Origin of the sequence: Pseudomonas sp. DL (assembly GCF_047199225.1) — a bacterium.
GTDB classification, from domain to species: Bacteria; Pseudomonadota; Gammaproteobacteria; order Pseudomonadales; family Pseudomonadaceae; genus Pseudomonas; species Pseudomonas aeruginosa.
Map to the genome: position 1 here is coordinate 5539858 of NZ_CP178323.1, position 21014 is coordinate 5560871.

The 21014-nt window shown below is 68.7% G+C and carries 25 protein-coding genes; 16 read left to right on the forward strand and 9 right to left on the reverse strand.

Features of this window, described 5'->3' with window-relative positions; translation table 11 throughout:
* Positions 1-164 precede the first annotated feature (164 nt).
* From speD to cueR, 6 genes are all read left to right on the forward strand, one after another.
* Positions 165-647: an adenosylmethionine decarboxylase gene (gene speD, locus ACI766_RS25900; protein WP_003095236.1), complete on the forward strand. Its 483-nt coding sequence runs from the start codon at positions 165-167 to the stop codon at positions 645-647.
* On the forward strand, positions 647-1774 hold the full coding sequence (locus ACI766_RS25905; RefSeq protein WP_003102234.1) for a fused MFS/spermidine synthase: 1128 nt from the start codon (positions 647-649) through the stop codon (positions 1772-1774). Before speD ends, ACI766_RS25905 begins: the two co-directional genes overlap by 1 nt.
* A gap of 2 nt (positions 1775-1776) precedes the next feature.
* Positions 1777-2637: a hypothetical protein gene (locus ACI766_RS25910; RefSeq protein WP_003102235.1), complete on the forward strand. Its 861-nt coding sequence runs from the start codon at positions 1777-1779 to the stop codon at positions 2635-2637.
* Positions 2638-2649: 12 nt separating this feature from the next.
* Positions 2650-3315, forward strand: coding sequence for a two-component system response regulator PrmA (gene pmrA / locus ACI766_RS25915; RefSeq protein WP_003095244.1), 666 nt, complete (start codon positions 2650-2652; stop codon positions 3313-3315).
* Between the two features lie 23 nt (positions 3316-3338).
* Positions 3339-4772, forward strand: a complete 1434-nt coding sequence (gene pmrB / locus ACI766_RS25920; protein ID WP_003102237.1) for a two-component system sensor histidine kinase PmrB — start codon at positions 3339-3341, stop codon at positions 4770-4772.
* A gap of 63 nt (positions 4773-4835) precedes the next feature.
* The gene (cueR, locus tag ACI766_RS25925) at positions 4836-5234 is read left to right on the forward strand and encodes a Cu(I)-responsive transcriptional regulator (RefSeq protein ID WP_003095248.1); all 399 of its coding nucleotides are present in this window, start codon (positions 4836-4838) and stop codon (positions 5232-5234) included.
* On the opposite strand, the gene ACI766_RS25930 is transcribed toward cueR, so the two are convergent.
* From ACI766_RS25930 to yedA, 6 genes are all read right to left on the reverse strand, one after another.
* Positions 5203-5769, reverse strand: coding sequence for a nucleotidyltransferase family protein (locus ACI766_RS25930; RefSeq protein WP_023086678.1), 567 nt, complete (start codon positions 5767-5769; stop codon positions 5203-5205). The two genes, cueR and ACI766_RS25930, sit on opposite strands and share 32 nt — an antisense overlap.
* The gene (locus ACI766_RS25935; RefSeq protein ID WP_003102239.1) at positions 5766-6659 is read right to left on the reverse strand and encodes an EamA family transporter; all 894 of its coding nucleotides are present in this window, start codon (positions 6657-6659) and stop codon (positions 5766-5768) included. Before ACI766_RS25935 ends, ACI766_RS25930 begins: the two co-directional genes overlap by 4 nt.
* An 89-nt stretch (positions 6660-6748) precedes the next feature.
* Complete coding sequence (locus tag ACI766_RS25940; RefSeq protein ID WP_003095255.1) at positions 6749-7642, reverse strand: PA4780 family RIO1-like protein kinase; 894 nt, start codon at positions 7640-7642, stop codon at positions 6749-6751.
* A 123-nt stretch (positions 7643-7765) separates the two neighbouring features.
* Positions 7766-8947: a cyclic di-GMP phosphodiesterase gene (locus tag ACI766_RS25945; RefSeq protein WP_023104766.1), complete on the reverse strand. Its 1182-nt coding sequence runs from the start codon at positions 8945-8947 to the stop codon at positions 7766-7768.
* 107 nt (positions 8948-9054) lie between these two features.
* Positions 9055-9300 (reverse strand): hypothetical protein, encoded by a 246-nt coding sequence (locus ACI766_RS25950; RefSeq protein WP_003102243.1) that lies wholly within the window; start codon positions 9298-9300, stop codon positions 9055-9057.
* Between the two features lie 33 nt (positions 9301-9333).
* The gene (gene yedA / locus ACI766_RS25955) at positions 9334-10224 is read right to left on the reverse strand and encodes a drug/metabolite exporter YedA (protein ID WP_003161350.1); all 891 of its coding nucleotides are present in this window, start codon (positions 10222-10224) and stop codon (positions 9334-9336) included.
* Between the two features lie 154 nt (positions 10225-10378).
* Here yedA and ACI766_RS25960 point away from each other — a divergent pair, with 154 nt between their 5' ends.
* Complete coding sequence (locus ACI766_RS25960; RefSeq protein ID WP_003095262.1) at positions 10379-10846, forward strand: Lrp/AsnC family transcriptional regulator; 468 nt, start codon at positions 10379-10381, stop codon at positions 10844-10846.
* A 322-nt stretch (positions 10847-11168) separates the two neighbouring features.
* Here ACI766_RS25960 and ACI766_RS25965 read toward each other — a convergent pair whose 3' ends face one another.
* Positions 11169-12446 (reverse strand): acetyl-CoA C-acetyltransferase, encoded by a 1278-nt coding sequence (locus tag ACI766_RS25965; protein WP_003102247.1) that lies wholly within the window; start codon positions 12444-12446, stop codon positions 11169-11171.
* 254 nt (positions 12447-12700) lie between these two features.
* Between ACI766_RS25965 and ACI766_RS25970 the strand changes: the two genes are divergently transcribed.
* On the forward strand, positions 12701-14056 hold the full coding sequence (locus tag ACI766_RS25970) for a 3-oxoacyl-ACP reductase (RefSeq protein ID WP_003123512.1): 1356 nt from the start codon (positions 12701-12703) through the stop codon (positions 14054-14056).
* Between the two features lie 74 nt (positions 14057-14130).
* Here ACI766_RS25970 and ACI766_RS25975 read toward each other — a convergent pair whose 3' ends face one another.
* Positions 14131-15132, reverse strand: a complete 1002-nt coding sequence (locus ACI766_RS25975; protein WP_003095270.1) for an AraC family transcriptional regulator — start codon at positions 15130-15132, stop codon at positions 14131-14133.
* A 260-nt stretch (positions 15133-15392) separates the two neighbouring features.
* Between ACI766_RS25975 and ACI766_RS25980 the strand changes: the two genes are divergently transcribed.
* The 4 genes from ACI766_RS25980 to ACI766_RS25995 all read left to right on the forward strand — a co-directional run bounded on the left by ACI766_RS25980 (position 15393) and on the right by ACI766_RS25995 (position 18069).
* Positions 15393-16250, forward strand: coding sequence for a MaoC family dehydratase (locus ACI766_RS25980; protein ID WP_003095272.1), 858 nt, complete (start codon positions 15393-15395; stop codon positions 16248-16250).
* Positions 16251-16331: 81 nt separating this feature from the next.
* On the forward strand, positions 16332-16637 hold the full coding sequence (locus tag ACI766_RS25985; RefSeq protein ID WP_003102255.1) for a nucleotide pyrophosphohydrolase: 306 nt from the start codon (positions 16332-16334) through the stop codon (positions 16635-16637).
* The gene (locus tag ACI766_RS25990) at positions 16634-17383 is read left to right on the forward strand and encodes a methyltransferase domain-containing protein (RefSeq protein WP_003111303.1); all 750 of its coding nucleotides are present in this window, start codon (positions 16634-16636) and stop codon (positions 17381-17383) included. The genes ACI766_RS25985 and ACI766_RS25990 overlap by 4 nt, the downstream gene beginning before the upstream one ends.
* Positions 17384-17448: 65 nt before the next feature.
* Positions 17449-18069 carry a DUF4136 domain-containing protein gene (locus tag ACI766_RS25995; protein WP_003102259.1) on the forward strand — a complete coding sequence of 207 codons (621 nt, stop codon included), beginning with the start codon at positions 17449-17451 and terminating at the stop codon, positions 18067-18069.
* Here ACI766_RS25995 and ACI766_RS26000 read toward each other — a convergent pair.
* Positions 18054-18989, reverse strand: coding sequence for a glycerophosphodiester phosphodiesterase family protein (locus tag ACI766_RS26000; protein WP_003102260.1), 936 nt, complete (start codon positions 18987-18989; stop codon positions 18054-18056). The genes ACI766_RS25995 and ACI766_RS26000 overlap by 16 nt on opposite strands.
* A 131-nt stretch (positions 18990-19120) precedes the next feature.
* Here ACI766_RS26000 and ACI766_RS26005 point away from each other — a divergent pair, with 131 nt between their 5' ends.
* From ACI766_RS26005 to ACI766_RS26020, 4 genes are read left to right on the forward strand one after another with little or no spacing between them, the layout of a single operon-like run.
* A complete protein-coding gene (locus tag ACI766_RS26005; protein WP_003095282.1) occupies positions 19121-19684 on the forward strand; it encodes a DUF4136 domain-containing protein in 564 nt (187 codons plus the stop codon).
* Between the two features lies 1 nt (position 19685).
* Positions 19686-20168: a GNAT family N-acetyltransferase gene (locus ACI766_RS26010; RefSeq protein ID WP_003111411.1), complete on the forward strand. Its 483-nt coding sequence runs from the start codon at positions 19686-19688 to the stop codon at positions 20166-20168.
* Positions 20158-20535 (forward strand): DsrE family protein, encoded by a 378-nt coding sequence (locus tag ACI766_RS26015; protein ID WP_003095286.1) that lies wholly within the window; start codon positions 20158-20160, stop codon positions 20533-20535. Before ACI766_RS26010 ends, ACI766_RS26015 begins: the two co-directional genes overlap by 11 nt.
* On the forward strand, positions 20532-20999 hold the full coding sequence (locus ACI766_RS26020; RefSeq protein WP_003121090.1) for a glycine cleavage system protein H: 468 nt from the start codon (positions 20532-20534) through the stop codon (positions 20997-20999). The genes ACI766_RS26015 and ACI766_RS26020 overlap by 4 nt, the downstream gene beginning before the upstream one ends.
* Positions 21000-21014 lie beyond the last annotated feature (15 nt).

Sequence of the window (21014 nt, forward strand, 5' to 3'; positions counted from 1 at the left end):
CTGGCGCTATTCGCCCTACGTCAGGCGAAATGGCTGCTCCGGCGTCGTCGGCCCGCGCCGGGTCGGGCAAAAAATCCGTCGTTAAGCACCTCTTAAGTCAGCCGCGCCTATCGTGCCTTCCACCGCGAGGACATCCCTCGCCGAAACGGAAGCAGGAGGCCTTCATGGCAATTCAACCGTTGCGACTCGATCCGATCACCGTGCTCGGCAAGCAACTGGTCATCGAGCTGTTCGACTGCGTCGACCAGCGCTTCGACGATATCCAGTGGATCGAGGAAAGCATGCTCGAGGCCGCCCGCCAGGCCAACGCCACCATCATCACCTCGGCGTTCCACAAGTTCAGCCCGATCGGCATCTCCGGCGTGGTGGTGATCGCCGAATCGCACCTGGCGATCCATACCTGGCCGGAGTACGGCTATGCCGCGGTCGACGTGTTCACCTGCGGCGACGTGCTCGATGGCGCCCAGGCCGTGCGCGTGCTCAGCGAACGCCTGGGCAGCCGTCGGCACCTGATCTCGAGCATGGACCGCGGCCTCGGCGGCCATCGCCTGGGGCTGCTCAGCCGCAGCCTGGCCGGCAATGGCCCGGTCGACGAAGACAGCCCGACCCTGCGCTGGGCGCTGGGCCAGGGCACGGGGGTGGCCTGATGGATACGCCGATCGAACGCGCCCCGCTGGCTCCCGACCTGAGCCAGGCCCGTTACGCCGTCGACCTCACCGGCCTGGTGCCGGCGGAGGTCGCCGCCGGGCTGCCGCCGCTGCCGCCGAACCACTTCTATTTCTATCCGCCGGACCCGCTGCTGGAAGGCGACGGCGCGATCACCGCGATCGAGGACAGCGACCCCTTCGACCAGTACGTCTACCGCCTGCGCCGGGTGCTCTACCAGGGCCGCACGCGCTGGCAGAACGTGCTGATCGCCGACACCTACAACTACGACCGCGTGCTGATGCTCGACGGCGCGATCCAGAGCGCCGAGAGCGATGAGTCGCTGTACCACGAGCTGCTGGTGCAGCCGGCCATGCTCGCCCACGACGAGCCGCGCGACGTACTGATCATCGGCGGCGGCGAAGGCGCCACCCTGCGCGAGGTGCTGTCCCATGCCAGCGTGCGGCGGGCGGTGATGGTCGATCTCGACCGGGAGCTGGTGGAACTGTGTCGCGAACACCTGTTCCAGTGGCACCAGGGCGCCTTCGACGACCCACGCTGCGAACTGCTCGCCGAGGACGGCCGGGCCTATCTCGAGCGCGACCCGTCGCTCTATGACGTGGTCATCATCGACGTCGTCGACATGCTCGACAACGGCCCGGCCCAGGCTCTCTATACCCGCCAGTTCTACGAGCTGCTGCATTCGCGCCTGCGACCGGGCGGGGTGGTCGCGGTGCAGGGGCTGGAGTTCTCCCACAGCGACGACAAGCCCCACGCGGCCCTCGCCCGCACCCTGCGCAGTGTCTTCTCCCAGGTCCACAGCTACCGCGCCACGGTGCCCTCGTTCCTCTCCTCCTGGGGCTTCCTGCTGGCTTCCGACTGGCTCGACACGAACCACTGGCAGGCCGAGGACATCGACCGACGCATCGAACGCAAGCTCGGCCCGCTGTGGCTCGACCACCTCGACGGCGACTACCTCAAGGCCTGCTTCGTGATGGACCGGGAAACCCGCTTCCTGCTCGCCCAACCGGGACCGGTACTGGAAGACGGCGTACCCTTCGTCGCACCGCCGGATATCGAGGAGATCGAGTTCGGCCCGGCACAATTGCCGGCCCTGGCGAGGACCTGAAGATGTCCGCCGCTCCCCTGGCCAGCGTACCGCTGGCCGTCAACGGCGCGCCCTGCCTGCTGCACCGGGTACGCTTCCGCTCCGCCGCGGACGGCGGCGGCCTGCCGCTGCTGGCCACCCTGCGCGATCCGCAGCCGGCGCTGGCCGTCCTGGCGCAACGCATCGAGCTGAGCGAAGACGCGGAACTGCCGGAGACCGCCGTCGACGACGAGCTGCTGGTGATCTTCGCCAACGCCGGGCTACAGACCGGGCACGCCTGGCGCCAGCGCCTGGAAGCCTGGATGGCCGCCGGCGAGGACGAGCGCCAGCCGACCCTGGAAGCGCCCTCGTTCGGCGAGCGGGTGCTGTGGCGCCCCGGCCGCGCGCTGGTCATCGGCAACCCCGAGCGCTGCCGGGAGCTGCTCGAAGGCCTGGCCGTCTTCGCCTGGCACGAAGGTCACCTGCGCCGCCTGGAAGGCGAGACCGCGGCGGCCTGGGAACCGGCCCAGGCCGATGTCGAACTGACCCAGCTACCGCGCCGTGCCGCCCTGCGGCGCCAGGAACATGTGAACCGGCAGGTGCGACGCACTACACTCTGGCGCATGGCCTATGCCCGCCTGGAGTCGCACCTGGAGAAGCCGCCGCTGCAACTGAACGGCGCTGTGCGCCGGCTCTACAACGAACTGGCCATGCAGGCCGAAGTGCACGATCGCCTGGCGACCCTGGACGACCGCATCGAAGTGCTGCAGGACCTCTACGAACTGGCCGCCGACCGCCTCGGCGAATACCGCTACTTCCGGGGCGAACTGCGGGTCGAATGGCTGATCGTCGCCATCCTCCTGCTGGAGGCCGGCCTGAGCCTGTGGGAATTGTGGAATCACTGAAACGAGGCTGCCATGAGAATACTGCTGGCCGAGGACGACCTGCTGCTCGGCGACGGCATCCGCGCCGGGCTGCGCCTGGAAGGCGATACCGTGGAATGGGTGACCGACGGCGTGGCCGCGGAGAACGCGCTGGTCACCGACGAGTTCGACCTGCTGGTGCTCGACATCGGACTGCCGCGCCGCAGCGGCCTGGACATCCTGCGTAACCTGCGCCACCAGGGCCGGCTCACCCCGGTGCTGCTGCTCACCGCGCGGGACAAGGTGGCCGACCGGGTCGCCGGGCTCGACAGCGGTGCCGACGACTACCTGACCAAGCCCTTCGATCTCGACGAACTGCAGGCACGGGTGCGCGCCCTGACCCGCCGCACCACCGGTCGCGCCCTGCCGCAACTGGTGCACGGCGAGCTGCGCCTGGACCCGGCGACCCACCAGGTGACCCTGTCCGGGCAGGCGGTGGAACTGGCGCCGCGCGAATACGCACTGCTGCGCCTGCTGCTGGAGAACAGCGGCAAGGTGCTCTCGCGCAACCAACTGGAGCAGAGCCTCTACGGCTGGAGCGGCGACGTCGAGAGCAACGCCATCGAAGTCCACGTCCACCACCTGCGGCGCAAGCTCGGCAACCAGTTGATCCGCACCGTCCGCGGCATCGGCTACGGCATCGACCAGCCGGCGCCCTGAAAACCGCCTACCGGAGTCCCCCGATGTCCCGTGCCGCCGTCCCCTCCGTCCGCCGGCGCCTGCTGGTCAACCTGCTGGTCGGCTTCGTGCTGTGCTGGCTGAGCGTGGCGGCGCTGACCTACCACCTCTCGCTGAAGCAGGTGAACCGCCTGTTCGACGACGATATGGTGGACTTCGGCGAAGCCGCCCTGCGCCTGCTCGACCTTGCCACCGAAGACCAGGCCGGCGAGGACGGCTCCATCACCGAGATCATCGAACGCAGCCGCGAAGCGATCCAGGGTCTGCCCCTGCTGCGCCGCGAAAGCGCCCTCGGCTACGCCCTGTGGCGCGACGGCCAGCCGCTGCTGTCGAGCCTCAACCTGCCGCCGGAGATCACGGCCCAGGGCCCCGGCTTCAGCACCGTGGAAGCCCAGGGCACCCACTGGCGGGTGCTCCAGCTGAACATCGACGGCTTCCAGATCTGGATCAGCGAAAACCTGATCTACCGCCAGCACACCATGAACCTGCTGCTGTTCTACTCGCTGTTCCCACTGCTGCTGGCGCTGCCGTTGCTCGGCGGCCTGGTCTGGTTCGGCGTTGCCCGCGGCCTGGCGCCGCTACGCGAAGTGCAGGCCGAGGTCCAGCAGCGCTCCGCGCGACACCTGCAGCCGATCGCGGTGGAAGCGGTGCCGCTGGAGATCCGCGGCCTCATCGACGAACTCAACCTCCTGCTGGAGCGTCTGCGCACCGCCCTCGAGGCCGAACGCCGACTGACCAGCGACGCCGCCCATGAAATCCGCACGCCACTGGCCAGCCTGCGCACCCATGCCCAGGTCGCGCTGCGTTCGGAAGACCCCAAGGCCCACGCCCGCGGCCTGCTGCAAGTCAGTCGCAGCGTCGAGCGGATCAGCACCTTGATGGAGCAGATCCTGCTCCTCGCCCGCCTCGACGGCGACGCCCTGCTGGAGCAATTCCACCCGGTCAACCTCGCCACCCTGGCCGAAGACGTACTCTCCGAACTGGCGCGCCAGGCCATCGACAAGGACATCGAGCTGTCGTTGCACCAGGAGACCGTGCACGTGATGGGCATCGACCTGTGGCTGAAGGCGATGGTCGGCAACCTGGTGGGCAACGCCCTGCGCTACACACCGGCCGGGGGCCAGGTCGAGATCCGCGTCGAGAATCGCGCCCAGCACGCCGTGCTGCGGGTGCGCGACAACGGCCCCGGGGTCGCCCTGGAAGAGCAGCAGGCGATCTTCACCCGCTTCTACCGCAGCCCCGCCACCAGCAGCGGCGAGGGCAGCGGCCTGGGCCTGCCGATCGTCAAGCGCATCGTCGAACTGCACTTCGGCAGTATCGGCCTGGGCAAGGGACTGGAGGGCAAAGGGCTGGAAGTGCAGGTGTTCCTGCCGAAGACCCAGCCGGACGCGACGCGGCCGCCGGCCAGAGGTCCGGACAGCGGGCGGTCACATATCTGATAGCCTGCGCATTGGCCGGGAAAGGGATAGGCTAGCGGCTTCGCAACCTCCCAGGAGACCCGGATGAACATCGGTGAAGCGGCGAAGAAAAGCGGACTGACGCCGAAGATGATCCGTTACTACGAGTCCATCGAGCTGCTCCGCCCAGCCGGACGCAGCGCCAGCGGCTACCGCCACTACAACGAGAACGACCTGCATACCCTGGCGTTCATCCGCCGTTCGCGGGACCTCGGTTTCTCCCTCGACGAAGTCGGCAAGCTGCTCACCCTCTGGCAGGATCGCCAGCGTGCCAGTGCCGACGTCAAGGCCCTGGCGGCGCAGCACGTGCGCGAGCTGAATCGCAAGATCGAGGAGCTCAGCACCCTGCGCGACACCCTGCAGGACCTGGTCGAGCACTGCCAGGGCGACCACCGCCCCGACTGCCCGATCCTCAAGGACCTGGCGTCTGGCTGCTGCCACTGATATCCAGCAGCGGCCAGCGCGCCGTCCAGTTCTTCTCCCGCAGGCGCCGCCGGTAGACCTCCGGCTTGCCGGCGAAATGCGCGGTGGGCCGCACCTTAAGCGCCAGCAGGTCGTCGACGTCCAGCGGTGCCAGTAGCTCCAGGCGTTCGCCGACGAGCCGCAGCGCCACCGCCGTGCACGTTTCCGCCCAGTGGCACAGCGCATCGGCGCAATCCCGGTAGGGCCGGTCGCCGTTGCGCAGGTGCATGCGCGCCTGGTTCTTCACCGACCAGGGTGCCTCGCAGCGACGGCGCAACGCGGCCTCGAAGTCGGCGTCGGCCTGCGGGTCGAGGGCCCGCGGGGCGAAATGAAGTACGTCGATGTCCGCCAGCGGCGTGGCTTCGCCGTAGCCATGCAGATGGTCCCATACCGCGTTGCGCACGAAGCCGGCGCCGATCCAGGCGCCCTCCGGGCCGACCTCGCGCAGCACGCGGAGCAGATGCAGGCGCGAGGAATCGGCGGCGATCAGCGCGAGGATGTCTTCCGCCGTTTTCATCCCAACCGCCGCACCGGCCAGGCGAAGCGTCGCAGCAGGCTGGCCGGCAACAGGGTGATGGCCAGCCCGACGAACACCAGCGCGCAGGCCAGCAGGCTGTCCAGGTCGAGGCGTTCGCCGAGCAGCAGCCAGCCGGCGAGCATGCCCGACACCGGCACCGCCAGGGCGAACGGGGTCACCAGGCTGGCCGGGTAGTGGCGCAGGAGGAAACTCCAGATGGCGAAGCCCACCGTGGTCGCGCCGAAGGCGATGTAGAGCAGCGCGCCGAAGCCGCCCCAGCTCATGTTCAGCACTGCGCGCTCGATGGCTTGCGGACCTTCGAATAGATAGGAAAGCGCCAGCAGCGGCAACGGCGGGACCAGGCTGACCCAGCAGATCAGGCGCAGCATGTCGGTGGCCCCGGAACGCTTGGTGGCGATATTGGCGAAGGACCAGGCCAGCGCTGCGGCGACCACCAGCAGGAATGCCAGCAGGCTGTCTCCCAGCGGCCGTTCCAGGCCGATCAGGACCAGCCCCGCCGCCGCCAGCAGGAGGCCGAACAACCCGCGCGGCGTCGGCCGCTCGCCCAGCCACAGGGCGGCGATGAGGATGGTGAAGAATACCTGGCTCTGCAGCACCAGCGACGACAGCCCGGCCGGCATGCCTTGGGCCATGCCGACGAACAGCAGGCCGAACTTGACCACCCCGAGGAGCACGCCGATCAGCAGGATGCGTCCGAACGGCGCCGGCATCGGCCCGCGCAGGACCAACAGCGGCAGCGCCGCCAGGGCGAAGCGCAGGGCGCAGAACAGCAGCGGCGGGAAGTCGCCGAGGCCGACCTTGATAACGACGAAGTTCAGACCCCAGATCAGGGTCACCAGCAGGGCGAGCAGGATATGTGCAACAGGCATGGCGGCCTCCGGAAAACTTCAGGCCACGCTAGCAGTTGCGTGCGCAAGGGTCGCGATACAGTTGGCGGGAAAAAACATCCGCCAGCCGCTCACTGCAACCAGGGCGGCGGCGGTTCCTCGCGCTCGCCACGCGGCGCGTCGTCGGCCTGGCGCAGCGCCTGGCGACGCGCCTCCTCGCGCTGCGCGGCCTCGATCTCGCGGAGCACCGCGCGCACGTCGGCGGCCTCTTCGGCTTCGACGAAGGTGCCGCTGAGCGGGGTTTCCGCTGTCAGCTCGCCGGCTTCGTAGAGCGCCCACATTTCCTTGGCATAGCGGGTCTGCCTGAGTTCCGGGGCGAAGCGGCCGAAGTAGGCGGCCATGTTGCCGACGTCGCGTTCGAGCATGCTGAACGCATGGTTGTTGCCGGCCGCGTCGACCGCCTGCGGCAAGTCGATGATCACCGGGCCATCCGGACCGAGCAGGACGTTGAACTCGGAGAGGTCGCCGTGCACCAGGCCGGCGCAGAGCATGGCGACGATCTGGCGGATCAGGAAAGCGTGGTGGCGCCGTGCCTCGTCGGGCTCCAGCGTCACGTCGTTGAGACGCGGCGCAGCATCGCCGTCGGCGTCCGCCACCAGTTCCATCAGCAACACGCCATCGAGGAAATCATAGGGCTTCGGCACCCGCACACCAGCCCCGGCGAGACGGAACAGGGCCGCCACTTCGGCATTCTGCCAGGCTTCCTCCTGTTCGCGGCGGCCATACTTCGAGCCCTTGGCCATGGCCCGCGCCTGGCGGCTGTTGCGGACCTTGCGGCCCTCCTGGTACTCGGCGGCCTGGCGGAAGCTGCGCTTGTTGGCCTCCTTGTAGACCTTGGCGCAACGCAGGCTGTCGCCGCAACGCACCACATAGACCGAGGCTTCCTTGCCGCTCATCAGCGGGCGCACGACCTCGTCGATCAGACCGTCTTCGATCAACGGTTCCAGGCGTCTGGGTGTCTTCATCGGTGCTACGCGGTTCCTCGGGGCCAATGTGTAAGGCAAAGGGTCTGACGTTATACGGCAAACGCCGTGCCGAGCACAGCCGGACGCGCCGGCTTTCCGCCGGACTGCGCACCGATCGGCGTACTAGGCCGGTGGCGCGGTGAGTTCGATGCTTTCCGCCACCGCCTGTTCCAGCCGCTGCATCTCCACGTCCAGCGCCTCGGCGCTGTCGGCGTAGCGCCGGGCAACCTCGGCGAAAGCGTCGGCCACGGCGACGAAGGCCTCCACCAGCCGTGGGTCGAATTCACTGCCGGCGCCGGCCTGGATCAGCAGCACCGCCTCGGCATGCGCCAGCGGCGGCCGGTAGGCGTGCCGGCTGGTCAGTTCATCGTAGCGGTCGGCCAGGGCGACGATCCGCGCCGCCAGGGGAATCCGCTCGCCCGCAAGGCCTTCCGGAAAGCCCCGGCCATCCCAGCGTTCGTGATGACTGTAGGCGATCTGCCGGGCGAAGCGGAGGAATCCGGAAGGCTGGCCGAGCCGCCGCTCGGCGCTGGCCAGGGCGTCGCGCCCGGCGCGGGTATGGCCCTGTAGCAGGGCGGTGTCGGCGGCGTCCAGTTGCCCGGGGTTGAGCAGGACCCGGTCGGGCACCGCGACCTTGCCGATGTCATGCAACAGCGCCGACTTGCTCAGCAGGTCGACAGCCTCCGGAGTCAGCTCGTCGGCGAACGCCCGCTGCGCCGCCAGGTGCTCGGCGAGCAGCCTGACATAGCGCTCGATACGCGGAAGATGGCGGCTGCGCGGGTTGTCGCGAAGATCGCCAAGGGTCGCCAGGGCTTCGATGACGGCGTCCTGCAACTGTTGCAGCTGGCGCGTGCGACGGCGCACTTCGAGTTCCAGGTATTCGCTCTTGTCGCGCAGGAAATCGGCATTGGCCTTCAATTGCAGATGGGTACGCACCCGCGCCAGGACGATCGGCGGGCTCACCGGCTTGCCCAGGTAATCCACCGCGCCCAGGGCCAGGCCCTGTTGCTCGTCGTCGCGATCGGCGCGGGCAGTGAGGAACATCAACGGGATGTCGCGGGTCAGCGGATCGGCCTTGAGCCGTCGGCAGACCTCGTAGCCGTCCATGCCCGGCATGTTCACATCGAGCAGGATCAGGTCCGGGCGCGGCTCTTCGACGGCCGCCCGCAGCCCGGCCGGGCCGCTGCCGGCGGTGCGCACGCGGTACTGCTCCTCGAGCAGCTCGCGCATCAGCAGCAGGTTGTCCGGGGTGTCGTCCACCACCAGCACGAGTTCCTGCTCGGGCCTGTCCAGCATGTTCTCCATCGCCCCTCCGGCCTTCGCTACGGGGCCGCCTGGCGGCGACCGTCATTCCGTATTGAAGACGCTGGAGACGACTTCTGCACGTCCGGTCAGGCGCCCGGGGCGACCGTTCAGGGCGTCAGGCGGAAACGCAGTGGCGAATCCTCGGCCTCGGCGCCGTTCTCGCTCTCGCCGAAGGCCCGGCGCTCGATGGGGTCCTGGCCGAAATACTCCTTGATCGGCGACTCGATGGCCTTGCCGCCGGGGCTCACGTGACTGGCGCAACCGCCAAGGAACACCAGGACCACACCGATGACCAGCGCTTTCATCTTCGTACCCCCGTCAGCCCGGCCCATCCGGGCGCTGCGCCGCAGCATGGCGCAGCCCGCCTTAGGGATCGCTTAAGGCATTCAGGCGGCGGCGCGGCTGGCGCGCCACTGGGGCAGGCCGATGAGCACCACGGCGCTGATGATCACCGCCATCGCCAGCCCCTCGATACCGCCGATCCGCTCGCCGGCGAACAGGGTGCCGAGCAACACCGCCACCGCCGGATTGACGTAGGCATAGCTGGTGGCCGCCGCCGGCCGTACGTTGCGCAGCAGGTACTGGTAGGCGCTGAAGGCGATGATCGAGCCGAACAGGATCAGGTACACCAGCGCCAGCCAGCCGCTGGTGCTCGGCCAATGCTCCAGGCGCTCGCCGCTGGCCAGGCTGCCGACCAGCAGCACCGCGCCGCCGACCAGCATTTCCGCGGCGCTGGCCATCGGTCCGGCCGGCAGCGACAGGCGCCGGCTCCACACCGAGCCGAAGGCCCAGGACGCGGCGGCGAACAGGATCAGGCCGGCGCCGGCAGGGCTGGCCTGGAGGTTCGAACCGAGGTTGAGCAGGACGATGCCGAACAGCCCGAGCACGATGCCGCCCCATTCCAGGGTGGTGTTGCGCTGGCCGAACAACTGGCTGAACAGCAGGGTGAACAGCGGCACCGTAGCCACCGCGAGGGCCGCCACCCCGGAAGACACGCCCCAGTGCTCGGCCACCGTCACCCCGCCGTTGCCGCAACTGAGCAGGAGGATTCCGACGACCCCCGCGCCGCGCCACTCGCGCCAGGTCGGCAACGGCGCGCCGCGCCAGCGCAACCAGGCGAACATCAGGCCGCCGGCGATGACGAAGCGCACCCCGGCCATCAGCATCGGAGGCCAGGACTCGACGCCGAAGCGGATCGCCAGGTAAGTGGAGCCCCAGATGAAGTACAGGGCGAAGAACGCACCGAAAAGCAACAGCGGAAGGCGACGGGCAGGCATGGAAAGCACTCGACAGGGCAGGCGGGAGAAAGACTTCATTTTATGAGGTCGCTACCCGCCGGTTAAGGCACAGCCGCTGGTTATCGGGACGTAACACTTTTCTTTCCATGGAAATCGGCCATGCTTTCCGTCGATTCGACAACCGGGATCCATCATGGACAAATACGACCGTGCGCTCCTCGCCGCCCTGATCGACAACGGCCGCCTGACCTTCGCCGAACTGGCCCGGCGCATCAACCTGTCGCCCCCGGCGGTGGCCGACCGGGTGGCCAAGCTGGAGGCCGAAGGGGTGATCACCGGCTACCACGCCTCGGTGAACCTGGCCAAGCTCGGCCTGCCCATCGAGTGCGTGATCGAACTGCGGATCACCGAGAAGGATTGCCAGTCGGTGCTCGACGAACTGGCCCGGATCCCCCAACTGACCCTCTGCCACCGGATCACCGGCGACGCCTGCGTGCTGATGAAGGCCGCCGTGGCTTCGATGCCGGAGCTGCAGGACCTGATCGACCGGCTGATGAAGTTCGGCATCAGCAAGACCTCGATGATCCTCTCCACCCCCTTCGCCGACCGCCAGCCGGCAAGCCTGCGGGGGCAGGACGGCAATGGCGGATGTGCGGCGTGAGCCCTACGCCGGGGTTATCCGGCAGGCGTCGGGATCCGTACTTCATCGCCGCCACGAACCCGAACGGTAGGGCGCATAACGCCAACGGCGTTATCCGCCGCAGCGGCACTCCCGGCCGATAGCGGAGCCGCCCTCACCCCAACTCTCTCCCTGAAGAGAGAGGGGATTCTCCGTACAAGCGTCGAATTCGCTGTCTCCAACGCCGCCGACGAACCCGAACCGTAGGGCGCCAGCAAAAAAAAGGCGGTCCCGTTCGCACGGCACCGCCCAAGTCACGGAGTTGCTTACATCGTCGAGCGACAAGGCCGCTCGCCCTATTGGATTACCGCTCGATGATCGCGGTCACACCCTGCCCACCGGCAGCGCAGATGGAAATCAGCCCGCGTCCCTGCTCCGCCAGCGAGAGCAGCTTGGCCAGGTTGGCGACGATCCGTCCTCCCGTGGCGGCGAACGGGTGGCCGGCGGCCAGCGAGCTGCCCTTGACGTTGAGCTTGCTGCGGTCGATGGAGCCCAGCGGCTGGTCGAGGCCGAGGCGGGTCTTGCAGTACTCGGGGTCTTCCCAGGCCTTCAGGGTGCAGAGCACCTGGGCGGCGAAGGCCTCGTGGATCTCGTAGTAGTCGAAGTCCTGCAGGCTCAGGCCGTTGCGTGCCAGCAGCCGCGGCACCGCGTAGACCGGCGCCATCAGCAGGCCCTCCTGGCGATCGACGAAGTTCACCGCCGCCGCCTCGCCGTCCTTGAAATAGGCCAGGATCGGCAGGCCGCGCGCCTTCGCCCACTCCTCGCTGGCCAGCAGTACCACCGAGGCGCCGTCGGTCAGCGGCGTCGAGTTGGCCGCCGTGAGGGTGCCGCGCGAACCGCGCTCGAACACCGGCTTGAGGGTGCCGATCTTCTCCAGGTCGATATCCGGGCGCAGGTTCTGGTCGCGGGTCAGGCCGCGGAACGGCGTCATCAAGTCGTTCTGCCAGCCCTCCTCATAGGCCGCGGCCAGCTTGTGGTGGCTCTCGAAGGCCAGCCTGTCCTGCTCGTCGCGGGGAATCTGCCAGGTCTGCGCCATCAGTTCGCAGGACTCCCCCATCGACAGCCCGGTGCGCGGCTCGCCGTTGCGCGGGATGGCCGGGACCACGTGGCGCGGGCGGATCTTCAGCAGGCTCTTGAGCTTGTCCAGGTTGCTCTTGCCGCGGTTGGCCTCGAGGAGAATCTTGCGCAGGCCCTCGTTGACCCCGATCGGCGCGTCGGAAGTGGTATCGACGCCGCCGGCGATGCCGCTGTCGATCTGCCCGAGGGCGATCTTGTTGGCCACCAGGATCGCCGCCTCCAGGCCGGTACCGCAGGCCTGCTGGATATCGTAGGCCGGGGTTTCCGGGGCCAGGCGCGAACCGAGCACGCATTCGCGGGTCAGGTTGAAGTCGCGCGAATGCTTCAGCACGGCGCCGGCCACCACCTCGCCAAGGCGCTCTCCGTGCAGGTTGTAGCGCTCCACCAGGCCTTCCAGGGCGGAAGTGAGCATCTCCTGGTTGCTCGCCGTGGCGTACACGGTGTTCGAGCGGGCGAAGGGAATACGGTTGCCGCCGACAATGGCGACCCGGCGCAGCTGGGTCATGGAAGAACTCCTTGCTGGAATCGTTTACGCCGAGCCGAGGCTCGACCCGTTAACTGAGCGGTCAGTGGCGCACAGGCTAACCTTAGCCGGTCGCGTCGCATTGGCCGCCCTGCCGTTATCCCGGTCAGCGCGGTCAATTGCGGCGAACAGGTGGCTGCGTAGAGTTGTCCACACTGTTACCCGCGTTCCCTCGGCATCGTTGGCCGGCGGAATCCACCTTCAGCCTTGGAGCCTTTCCACCGGGAGCCCGTTCCATGACCGATCGTTACATCGCCTTCGCCAACTCCCCCGTCGGCCGCCGCCTGGTTGGCGCCGTCGGCCTTCCCTCCCCGCTGCGCCTGGAGCGCTGGCAGGCCGGCCGGGTACGGCCGGTGGACGGCCCGCTGGTGATCGGCGGGAGCGGCGCGCTGGCCGAGGCCGTGCTGCCCTTCGCCGGCAAGCTGACCGACGCGGTGTTCGCCGCCGTCGAGGGACAGTTCGAGCTGCCGCGCTGGACCGCCGAGCACAGCCCGCGGGCCAAGGCGGTGCTGTTCGACGCCAGCGGCCTGACCCGCTTCGAGCAGTTGGTGGCGCTGCGCGACTTCTTCCAGCCGGTGCTCAAGGGCCTCGACAAGTGCCCGAAGGTGGTGGTCCTCGGACGCCCCCCCGAGTCTCTCAAGGACCCGGTCGCCGCCAGCGTGCAACGCAGCCTGGAAGGTTTCACCCGCTCCCTGGGCAAGGAAATCCGTCGCGGCGGCAACGTGCAGTTGCTGTACGTCGGCAAGGGCGCCGAGGACCAACTGGAAGGCGCACTGCGCTTCTTCCTCTCGCCGAAGAGCGCCTACGTCTCCGGCCAGGTGATCCGTCTTGCCGCCAACAGCGCCCAGGTCCACGACTGGAGCAAGCCGCTGGCCGGCCAGCGCGCACTGGTCACCGGCGCCGCCCGCGGCATTGGCGCGGCCATCGCGGAAACCCTGGCGCGCGACGGCGCGGAAGTGGTGCTGCTCGACGTGCCGCCGGCCAGGGAGGCCCTCGAAGGCCTCGCCGCGCGCCTCGGCGGCCGTGCCGTGGCCCTCGACATCTGCGCCGCGGACGCCGGGCAGCAACTGGTGGAGGCGCTGCCGGAGGGCGTCGATATCGTCGTGCACAACGCCGGGATCACTCGCGACAAGACCCTGGCGAAGATGAGCAGCGACTTCTGGAACTCGGTGATCAACGTCAACCTCAATGCCCCGCAGGTGCTGACCCAGGCCCTGCTCGACGGCGGCAAGCTGCATGACAACGGCCGAGTGGTGTTGCTGGCGTCGATCAGCGGCATCGCCGGCAACCTCGGGCAGAGCAACTACGCGGTGAGCAAGGCCGGCCTGATCGGCCTGGCCCAGGCCTGGGCGCCGGCGCTGGGCAAGCGCGGCATCACCATCAACGCGGTGGCGCCGGGCTTCATCGAGACGCAGATGACCGCCGCCATTCCGCTGACCATCCGCGAGGCCGGCCGGCGGATGAACTCCATGAGCCAGGGCGGCCTGCCGCAGGACGTCGCCGAAACGGTGGCCTGGTTCGTCCAGCCGTCGTCCGGCGCGGTCAGCGGCCAGGTGCTGAGGGTGTGCGGGCAGAGCCTGCTGGGGGCCTGAGGCGGCCCCTAACTCCCCGGCGACGGGCAGGCGCCCTGCACCAGGAAAACACCGGTAGCCCCTTCGGACAGGCCCTACCCGCGCCCCTGCTGCCCGCGCCGGCGGAACTCCACCGGCGTCTCGCCGACCCAGCGCTTGAACGCGCGATAGAAGGTGCTCGGCTCGGAAAACCCGGTGCGTTCGACGATCACTTCGATGCGCTCGTCGGTCTTCAGCAGCAGTTCCTTGGCCAGTCGGCAGCGGTAGTCGGTGACCAGATCGTTGAAGCGCACCCCGGCCATCGCCAGGCGTTCGCGCAGACGTCGGGCCGGCATGCCGAGGCGCGCGGCGACCTGCTCCAGGGTGGCGCCTCCGTCCACCAGCAACTCGCCGATCAGTTCGCGGACCTGGCGCACCAGGTCCAGGCGCTCCACCTCGGCCAGTTGCCGGCGCGCCAGCGACTCGTGCATGCGCAGCAGTTCCGGGGCGGCGTGGCGCGAGGGTTTGTCCAGCACCGCGGCATCGAATACCAGCGCGTAGCGCGGCATGCCGAGGATCGTCGGGCAGCCGTAGACCGCACGGTAGCGCTCCATCGGCGCGCCGGTTTCGTTCATCAGTTGCACTTCCAGCGGCTTGAACTCGCCCTCGGTGAGCGCGCCGAACAGGCGGATCACCGCGCCGGCGAGCATTTCCGGGAAGTGGCGGTTGATCGCCGGCGATTCGCCCAGCGACAGCACCGCGCGCTCGCCCTCCACCTCCAGTTGCGCCTGCAGGGTGTCGGACAGCAGGCGTACGTAGCGCAGGGAATGGCGCAGGCCGGCGCCGAAGGTATCGCTGGAGAGGAACAGGTATTCCAGGAGCAGGCCGTGGAACGCCGGCAGGTGCTCGGCCAGGTGCAGGCCGACATGCTCTTCGCCGCACTCGTCGGCGGCGGCCTTCCAGAACAGGTTCTGTGCGGAATGGGGGAAACGGCCGGCCGGCAGGCCACCCGGTGGCAGCCCGACACGGACCAGGACCCGGTCCGGATCGCAGCCGCTGGCGCGCAGGGCGTCGATCACCGGGCGCATCAGCGCTACATCGTCGGTCAGATCACGCATGGTGTTTTTTCTAGTTATCCATGGGGCGGGCCCATCTTAGGCAGCTTTGCCATCCCCTCTCAAGGAGAGGCCATAGAAATAACCCATCCCGCATGACGGAAAAACCCTCAGATCGACTAGCCGCCGGCGTGGTCGAAAATCTCGATGCAGACGCATCCCGGAGCCGATTGACCGCCCTGCCAGCGGCGTCGGCCAGGCGGCCAATGCCTGCTGCGGGTGCTCGACTAAGCTGACAGCCACCTATTTCGAGGAGATGTCCAATGCCCACCGCCTGGCTCGACCTGCCCGCCCCACCCGCCCTGCCCGGCCTGTTCCTGCGCGCCGCACTGCGCCGCGGCATCCGCGGCAAGGCCCTGCCCGAGCGCGGCCTGCGCAGCCAGGTCACGGTGGACCCGAAGCACCTCGAGCGCTACCGCCAGGTCTGCGGCTTCCGCGACGACGGCCTGCTGCCGCCGACCTACCCGCACATCCTCGCCTTCCCGCTGCAGATGGCGCTGCTCACCGACAAGCGCTTCCCCTTCCCGCTGCTCGGCCTGGTCCACCTGGAGAACCGCATCGACGTGCTGCGCGCGCTCGGCGGCCTCGGCCCGTTCACCGTGAGCGTCGCGGTGGAAAACCTGCAACCGCACGACAAGGGCGCCACCTTCAGCATCGTCACCCGCCTGGAAGACCAGCTTGGCCTGCTCTGGGTCGGCGACAGCAAGGTGCTCTGCCGCGGCGTCAAGGTGCCCGGCGAAATTCCGCCGAAAGCCGAGCAGGAGCCGCTGCCGCTGGAGCCGGTCGATAACTGGAAGGCGCCCGCCGACATCGGCCGGCGCTATGCCCGTGCCGCCGGCGACTACAACCCGATCCACCTGTCGGCGCCCAGCGCCAAGCTGTTCGGCTTTCCCCGCGCCATCGCCCACGGCCTGTGGAACAAGGCTCGCAGCCTGGCCGCCCTCGGCGAGCGACTGCCAGCCTCGGGCTATCGGGTCGAGGTGCGCTTCCAGAAGCCAGTGCTGCTGCCGGCCAGCCTCACCCTCCTGGCCAGCGCGGCGGCGGCGGACGGCCAGTTCAGCCTGCGCGGCAAGGACGACCTGCCGCACATGGCCGGGCATTGGAGCCGGCTACAGGGCTGACGCCGGTCCGCCATGCCTTGAAGCTTCGGGCGCAAAGCCCGAAGCTATGCGGCTGCTTACCGCCACCGCGAAGAATCCCCCATGGACCTGCACGAACTCACCGCGCGCCTGCACGCCATCCGCGACCGCAACGACTGGCGCCAATTCCACAGCCCGAAGAACCTGGCCATGGCCGCCAGCGTCGAGATGGCCGAACTGGTGGAGATCTTCCAGTGGCTGACGGAAGACCAGTCGCGCACGCTGTCGGCCGAGCAGCTCGAACACGCTGGCCAGGAAGTTGGCGACATCGTCCTTTATCTGCTGCTGTTCTGCGGGGAAACCGGCCTCGACCTGGAACAGGTGGTGCGCGCCAAGCTGGCCGACTGCGAACGGCGCTTCCTGCCATGAGCGACCGCCATTTCGACGAACTGGCGACGCGCTTCGCCGAAAAGATCTATGGCGGCGCCAAGGGTGCGATCCGCCTCGCGGTACTCCAGGCCGACCTCGCCGAGGCCCTCCCGGAGCGACCTCTGCGGGTCCTCGACATCGGCGCCGGGCTCGGCCACATGTCGCTCTGGCTGGCCGCTCGCGGCCACCGCGTAACCCTCGCCGAGCCAGCGCAACCCATGCTCGACGGCGCCCGCCAGCGCTTCGCCGAAGCCGGGCAGGCCGCCGAATTCATCCAGGCGCCCTGGCAGGAACTGCTCGGCCAGCTCACCGAGCCCTACGACCTGGTGCTCTGCCACGCCGTGCTCGAGTGGCTGGCCGAACCCCATGCGATCCTGCCGGTGCTGCACCAACTCTGCGCACCCGGCGGCTGGCTGTCGCTGGCCTTCTACAATCGCGACGCGCTGATCTACCGCAACCTGCTCAAGGGCCACTTCCGCAAGCTGCGCAAGGAACGCTTCGCTGGCGAGGGGCAGAGCCTGACCCCGCAGCGCCCGCTCGACCCGCGCGAGCTGGAACAGGCGCTGGCAGCGCGTTGGCGCATCGAGGCGCGCAGCGGCGTGCGGGTGTTCCACGACTACATGCCGAGCGAGTTCCAGGCCAAGGCCGAACGGCTCGACCTGGTAGAAATGGAACTGGCCTACCGCCGCCACCCGGCCTTTGCCGGGCTTGGCCGCTACCTGCACTGGCTGTGCCGCCCGCAATGAAAGGCGCAGAATGCAGTCTGAGCCTGCAAGGGCCGCCGACGTAGCGCGGCCACGGAGCGTCGAGCATGCAATCGCGACTGTTGATCCTGCCGTTACTCGCCAGCCTGGCCGCCCTCGGTGCCTGCCAGGGCGACAATCCCTACCGCGCCAGCTCTCTGCCCTACCCGCCGCAGCCTGCCACCGCGGCCAATCCCGGCCTCGATCCCGGCGCCTATCCGGCGGCGCCGCGCGACTACGCCCGCTACCGTAGCTGGAGCTGGGCCGCCGCCGGGGTCAGCGGCTTTCCCCAGGGCCTGGACGACAACCAGTTGCGCGACGCCGTCAGCCAGCAGCTCGACCAGCGCGGCCTGCGCCCGGCGCGGCCGGGCAGCGCGGCCGACCTGCAGGTCAGCGCGTTCCTGCGCAACGAACTGCGCACCCGCCAGGTTACCGACTACTACGGCGGCTACTACGGCAACTACGGCGGCTGGCGCGATCCCTGGTACGGCTATGGCGCCAGCTACCCGGTGACCCGCAGCTACACCGTGCAGGTCACCGTGGTCCGCGTCGAGCTGAACGACGCCCGCAGCGGCCAGCCGGTGTGGGGCAACAGCGCCGAGTTCGACTCCGGCGACTCCGCCAGCGAACAGGCCAAGGCCCTGCGCGAAGCGGTGAAACGGGCGCTGTCGAGCTACCCGCCGGGCTGATCGGCGAGCACCCGGCGGCGGATCGCCTCCATCTTCCTGGGCGAGTTGCTCATCACCGCGTCGGCGCCCAGGGCGCGCGCGGTGCGGTAGTCCTCGGCGGTCTCGATGCCGAACATCACCACCTTCACCGGCTCGCGGCGCACGCAGTCCATCGCTTTGCGCGTCCACAACTGCGCCGCCGGCACCTTGTAGGAAGACTCGCCAAGGGTGAAGCGCTCGGTCACCGTCAGTTCGCGGCGCAGCTCGATGCCCATCCAGGTGCCGCCGGCCGGCGGTGCCTCGCAGCGCTCGCCGAAGGCCAGGCCGACCAGGCGGTTGCGCGTCGCATCGCGGCTTTCGAACTGTCGCGCGCGGTCCGCGTAGCGCTGCGTCAGGTAGTCGTTGGCGGCCTTCTCGGTGGAATAGAAACGCACCCGCGACCAGGCCTTCTGCCGCTCCAGCTCGCCGGCCACGGCATCGACCAGCGGCTCCACCGGCAGCGACTTCATGTCGAGGAACACCGGCACCTGCGGCGGGATCGCCCGCAGCGCCTGGCGCAGCGTAGGAATCCGCAGCGGCTTCTGGCGGTAGGGATAGCTGCCGTCCTCGGCCTTGAACATATAGCCGGCGTTCAAGCGCGCCAGCTCGGCCAGGCTCGACTGGCCGACCGCACCGGCGCCCTGGGTCAGGACCGCCAGGTCAGCGGGGCGATAGAGCACCGGATGGCCATCGGCGCTCAACTGCACCGACAACCATAGCGCGTCGGCGCCGTTGTCCAGCGCCTTGCGGATCGCCAGCAGGGTGTTCTCCGGGTAGTCCGCGGTGCCGGCGCGATGGGCCACCAGCAGCGGGCCCGGGCCATCCGCCGGTACCACCGAGCGTGCCTCGACGCAGCCGGTCAGCGACAGGCCCAGCAGCAGGATCGCAATACTTCGATTCATTTCATTCTCCCGTCGCGCCCTATAGGGCGGGTGCTCGCCAACGTTACTTGTGGAGACGCTTCAAACCCGCGTTTCCTCTTGCCTTTCATCCGGCGCTGAGCTTGGATGTGAACTCTGACTGGAGAAAAACCATGATCCGCCGAATCCTGCTGCTCGGCCTGCTCCTCAGCCTCGCAGCCTGCGAAACCACCCAGCTCGACCGCGACTTCGACAGCTCCCGCGACTTCGCCGCCTACCGTAGCTGGAGCTGGTCGCAACCCGCCTTCGAATACCGCCCCGACGACCCACGCATCAAGAGCGACCTCACCGAGCAACGCATCCGTGAAGCCGTCGCCCAGCAGCTCGACCAGCGCGGCCTGCGTCCGGCCCAGGGCAACGCCAGGGGCGACGTCACGGTGCGCGCCTACCTGATCGTCGACGATCGCCAGGACCAGATCACCACCAACTACGGCGGCGGTTACTGGGGCGGCTACTGGGGAGGATACTGGGGCGGCCCGGCGATGGCCGAGACGCGCACCGTGAATTACAAGGTTGCCACCCTCCAGGTCGACCTGTTCGACGGCAAGGACGGCAAACTGGTCTGGCGCGGCAGCGGCGAGCAGATCATGCGCACCAGCCCGCCGAGCCCGGCCGAGCGCGAGCAGGCGATCCGCGAGACGGTGCAGAAAGTCATGTCGCAATACCCGCCGCGCTGACATGCAGCTCAGCCACCGCCCGGCGGAGACCGGTGACCTGGAGACGGTCGCCGGCTTCCCCCAGGACCGCGACGAACTCTTCTATTGCTACCCCAAGGCGATCTGGCCGTTCAGCGTCGCCCAGCTGGCCGCCGCCATCGCCGAACGCCGCGGCAGCACCGTGGCCGTGCACGACGGACAGGTGCTCGGCTTCGCCAACTTCTACCAGTGGCAGCACGGCGACTTCTGCGCCCTCGGCAACATGATGGTGGCGCCCGCCGCGCGCGGCCTGGGCGTGGCCCGCTACCTGATCGGGGTCATGGAAAACCTCGCCCGCGAACAGTACAAAGCGCGCCTGATGAAGATTTCCTGCTTCAACGCCAACGCCGCCGGGCTGCTGCTCTATACCCAGCTCGGCTACCAGCCGCGCGCCATCGCCGAACGCCACGATCCGGACGGCCGGCGCGTGGCGCTGATCCAGATGGACAAGCCCCTTGAACCCTGACACCCACGCCCAGCGCGTCCTCATCATCGTCTCCAGCGGCCCGAGCACCCCGGCCCGCTGCGCCGCGCCCTTCCACACCGCCACCCTGCTGGCCTGCATGGACGCCGAGGTGACCCTGTTCCTCAGCGGCGAAGGCGTGCAGTTGGCCCGCCGCGCCGTCGCCGACCAGTTGCGCGCGCTGGACGGCGGCGAGCCGCTGCGCCACTTCATCCGCCAGGCCCGCGAGGCCGGCGCGCGCCTGCTGATGTGCCGCCAACCCGGGGTGAACATCGACGAAAGCGAACTGATCGAGGAACTCGACGAAATCTCCAGCGGCGGCGAACTGGCACGGCTGATCCTCGAATCCGAGCGGGTGCTGACCCTATGAGCGCGAACCTGCACGGCCTGGAGTTCCCCGACGGGCTGTTCTACGCCCCGGACTACAACCTGTGGTTGCGCGAGGAAGTCGACGGCAGCCTGACCCTGGGCCTGAGCGCCTACGGCTGCGCGCTGTATGGCGAAATCTTCGCCTTCACCCCCAAGCGCGACGGCTGGCACATCGAACGCGACCGCAGCTTCGGCGTGGTCGAGTTCGCCAAGGCTGCCTCCTCGGCCCGCAGCCCGTTGGCCGGGACCCTGCTGGCGAGCAACCCGGCGGTGGTCAAGCGCCCGGCGCTGATCAACCGGGATTGCTACGGCGAGGGCTGGATGGTACGGCTGCAACCGGACGACTGGGCCTCGGCGCGGAGCGCGTTTCTCCAGGGAGACGCGGCGCGGGAGGCATTCGCCGAGCGCATGCGCCTGGATGGGTTCGATCCGCAGCATCCAGGGGTGCAGGCGCTGGACGTCTGAGACTCCCGGGTTTTA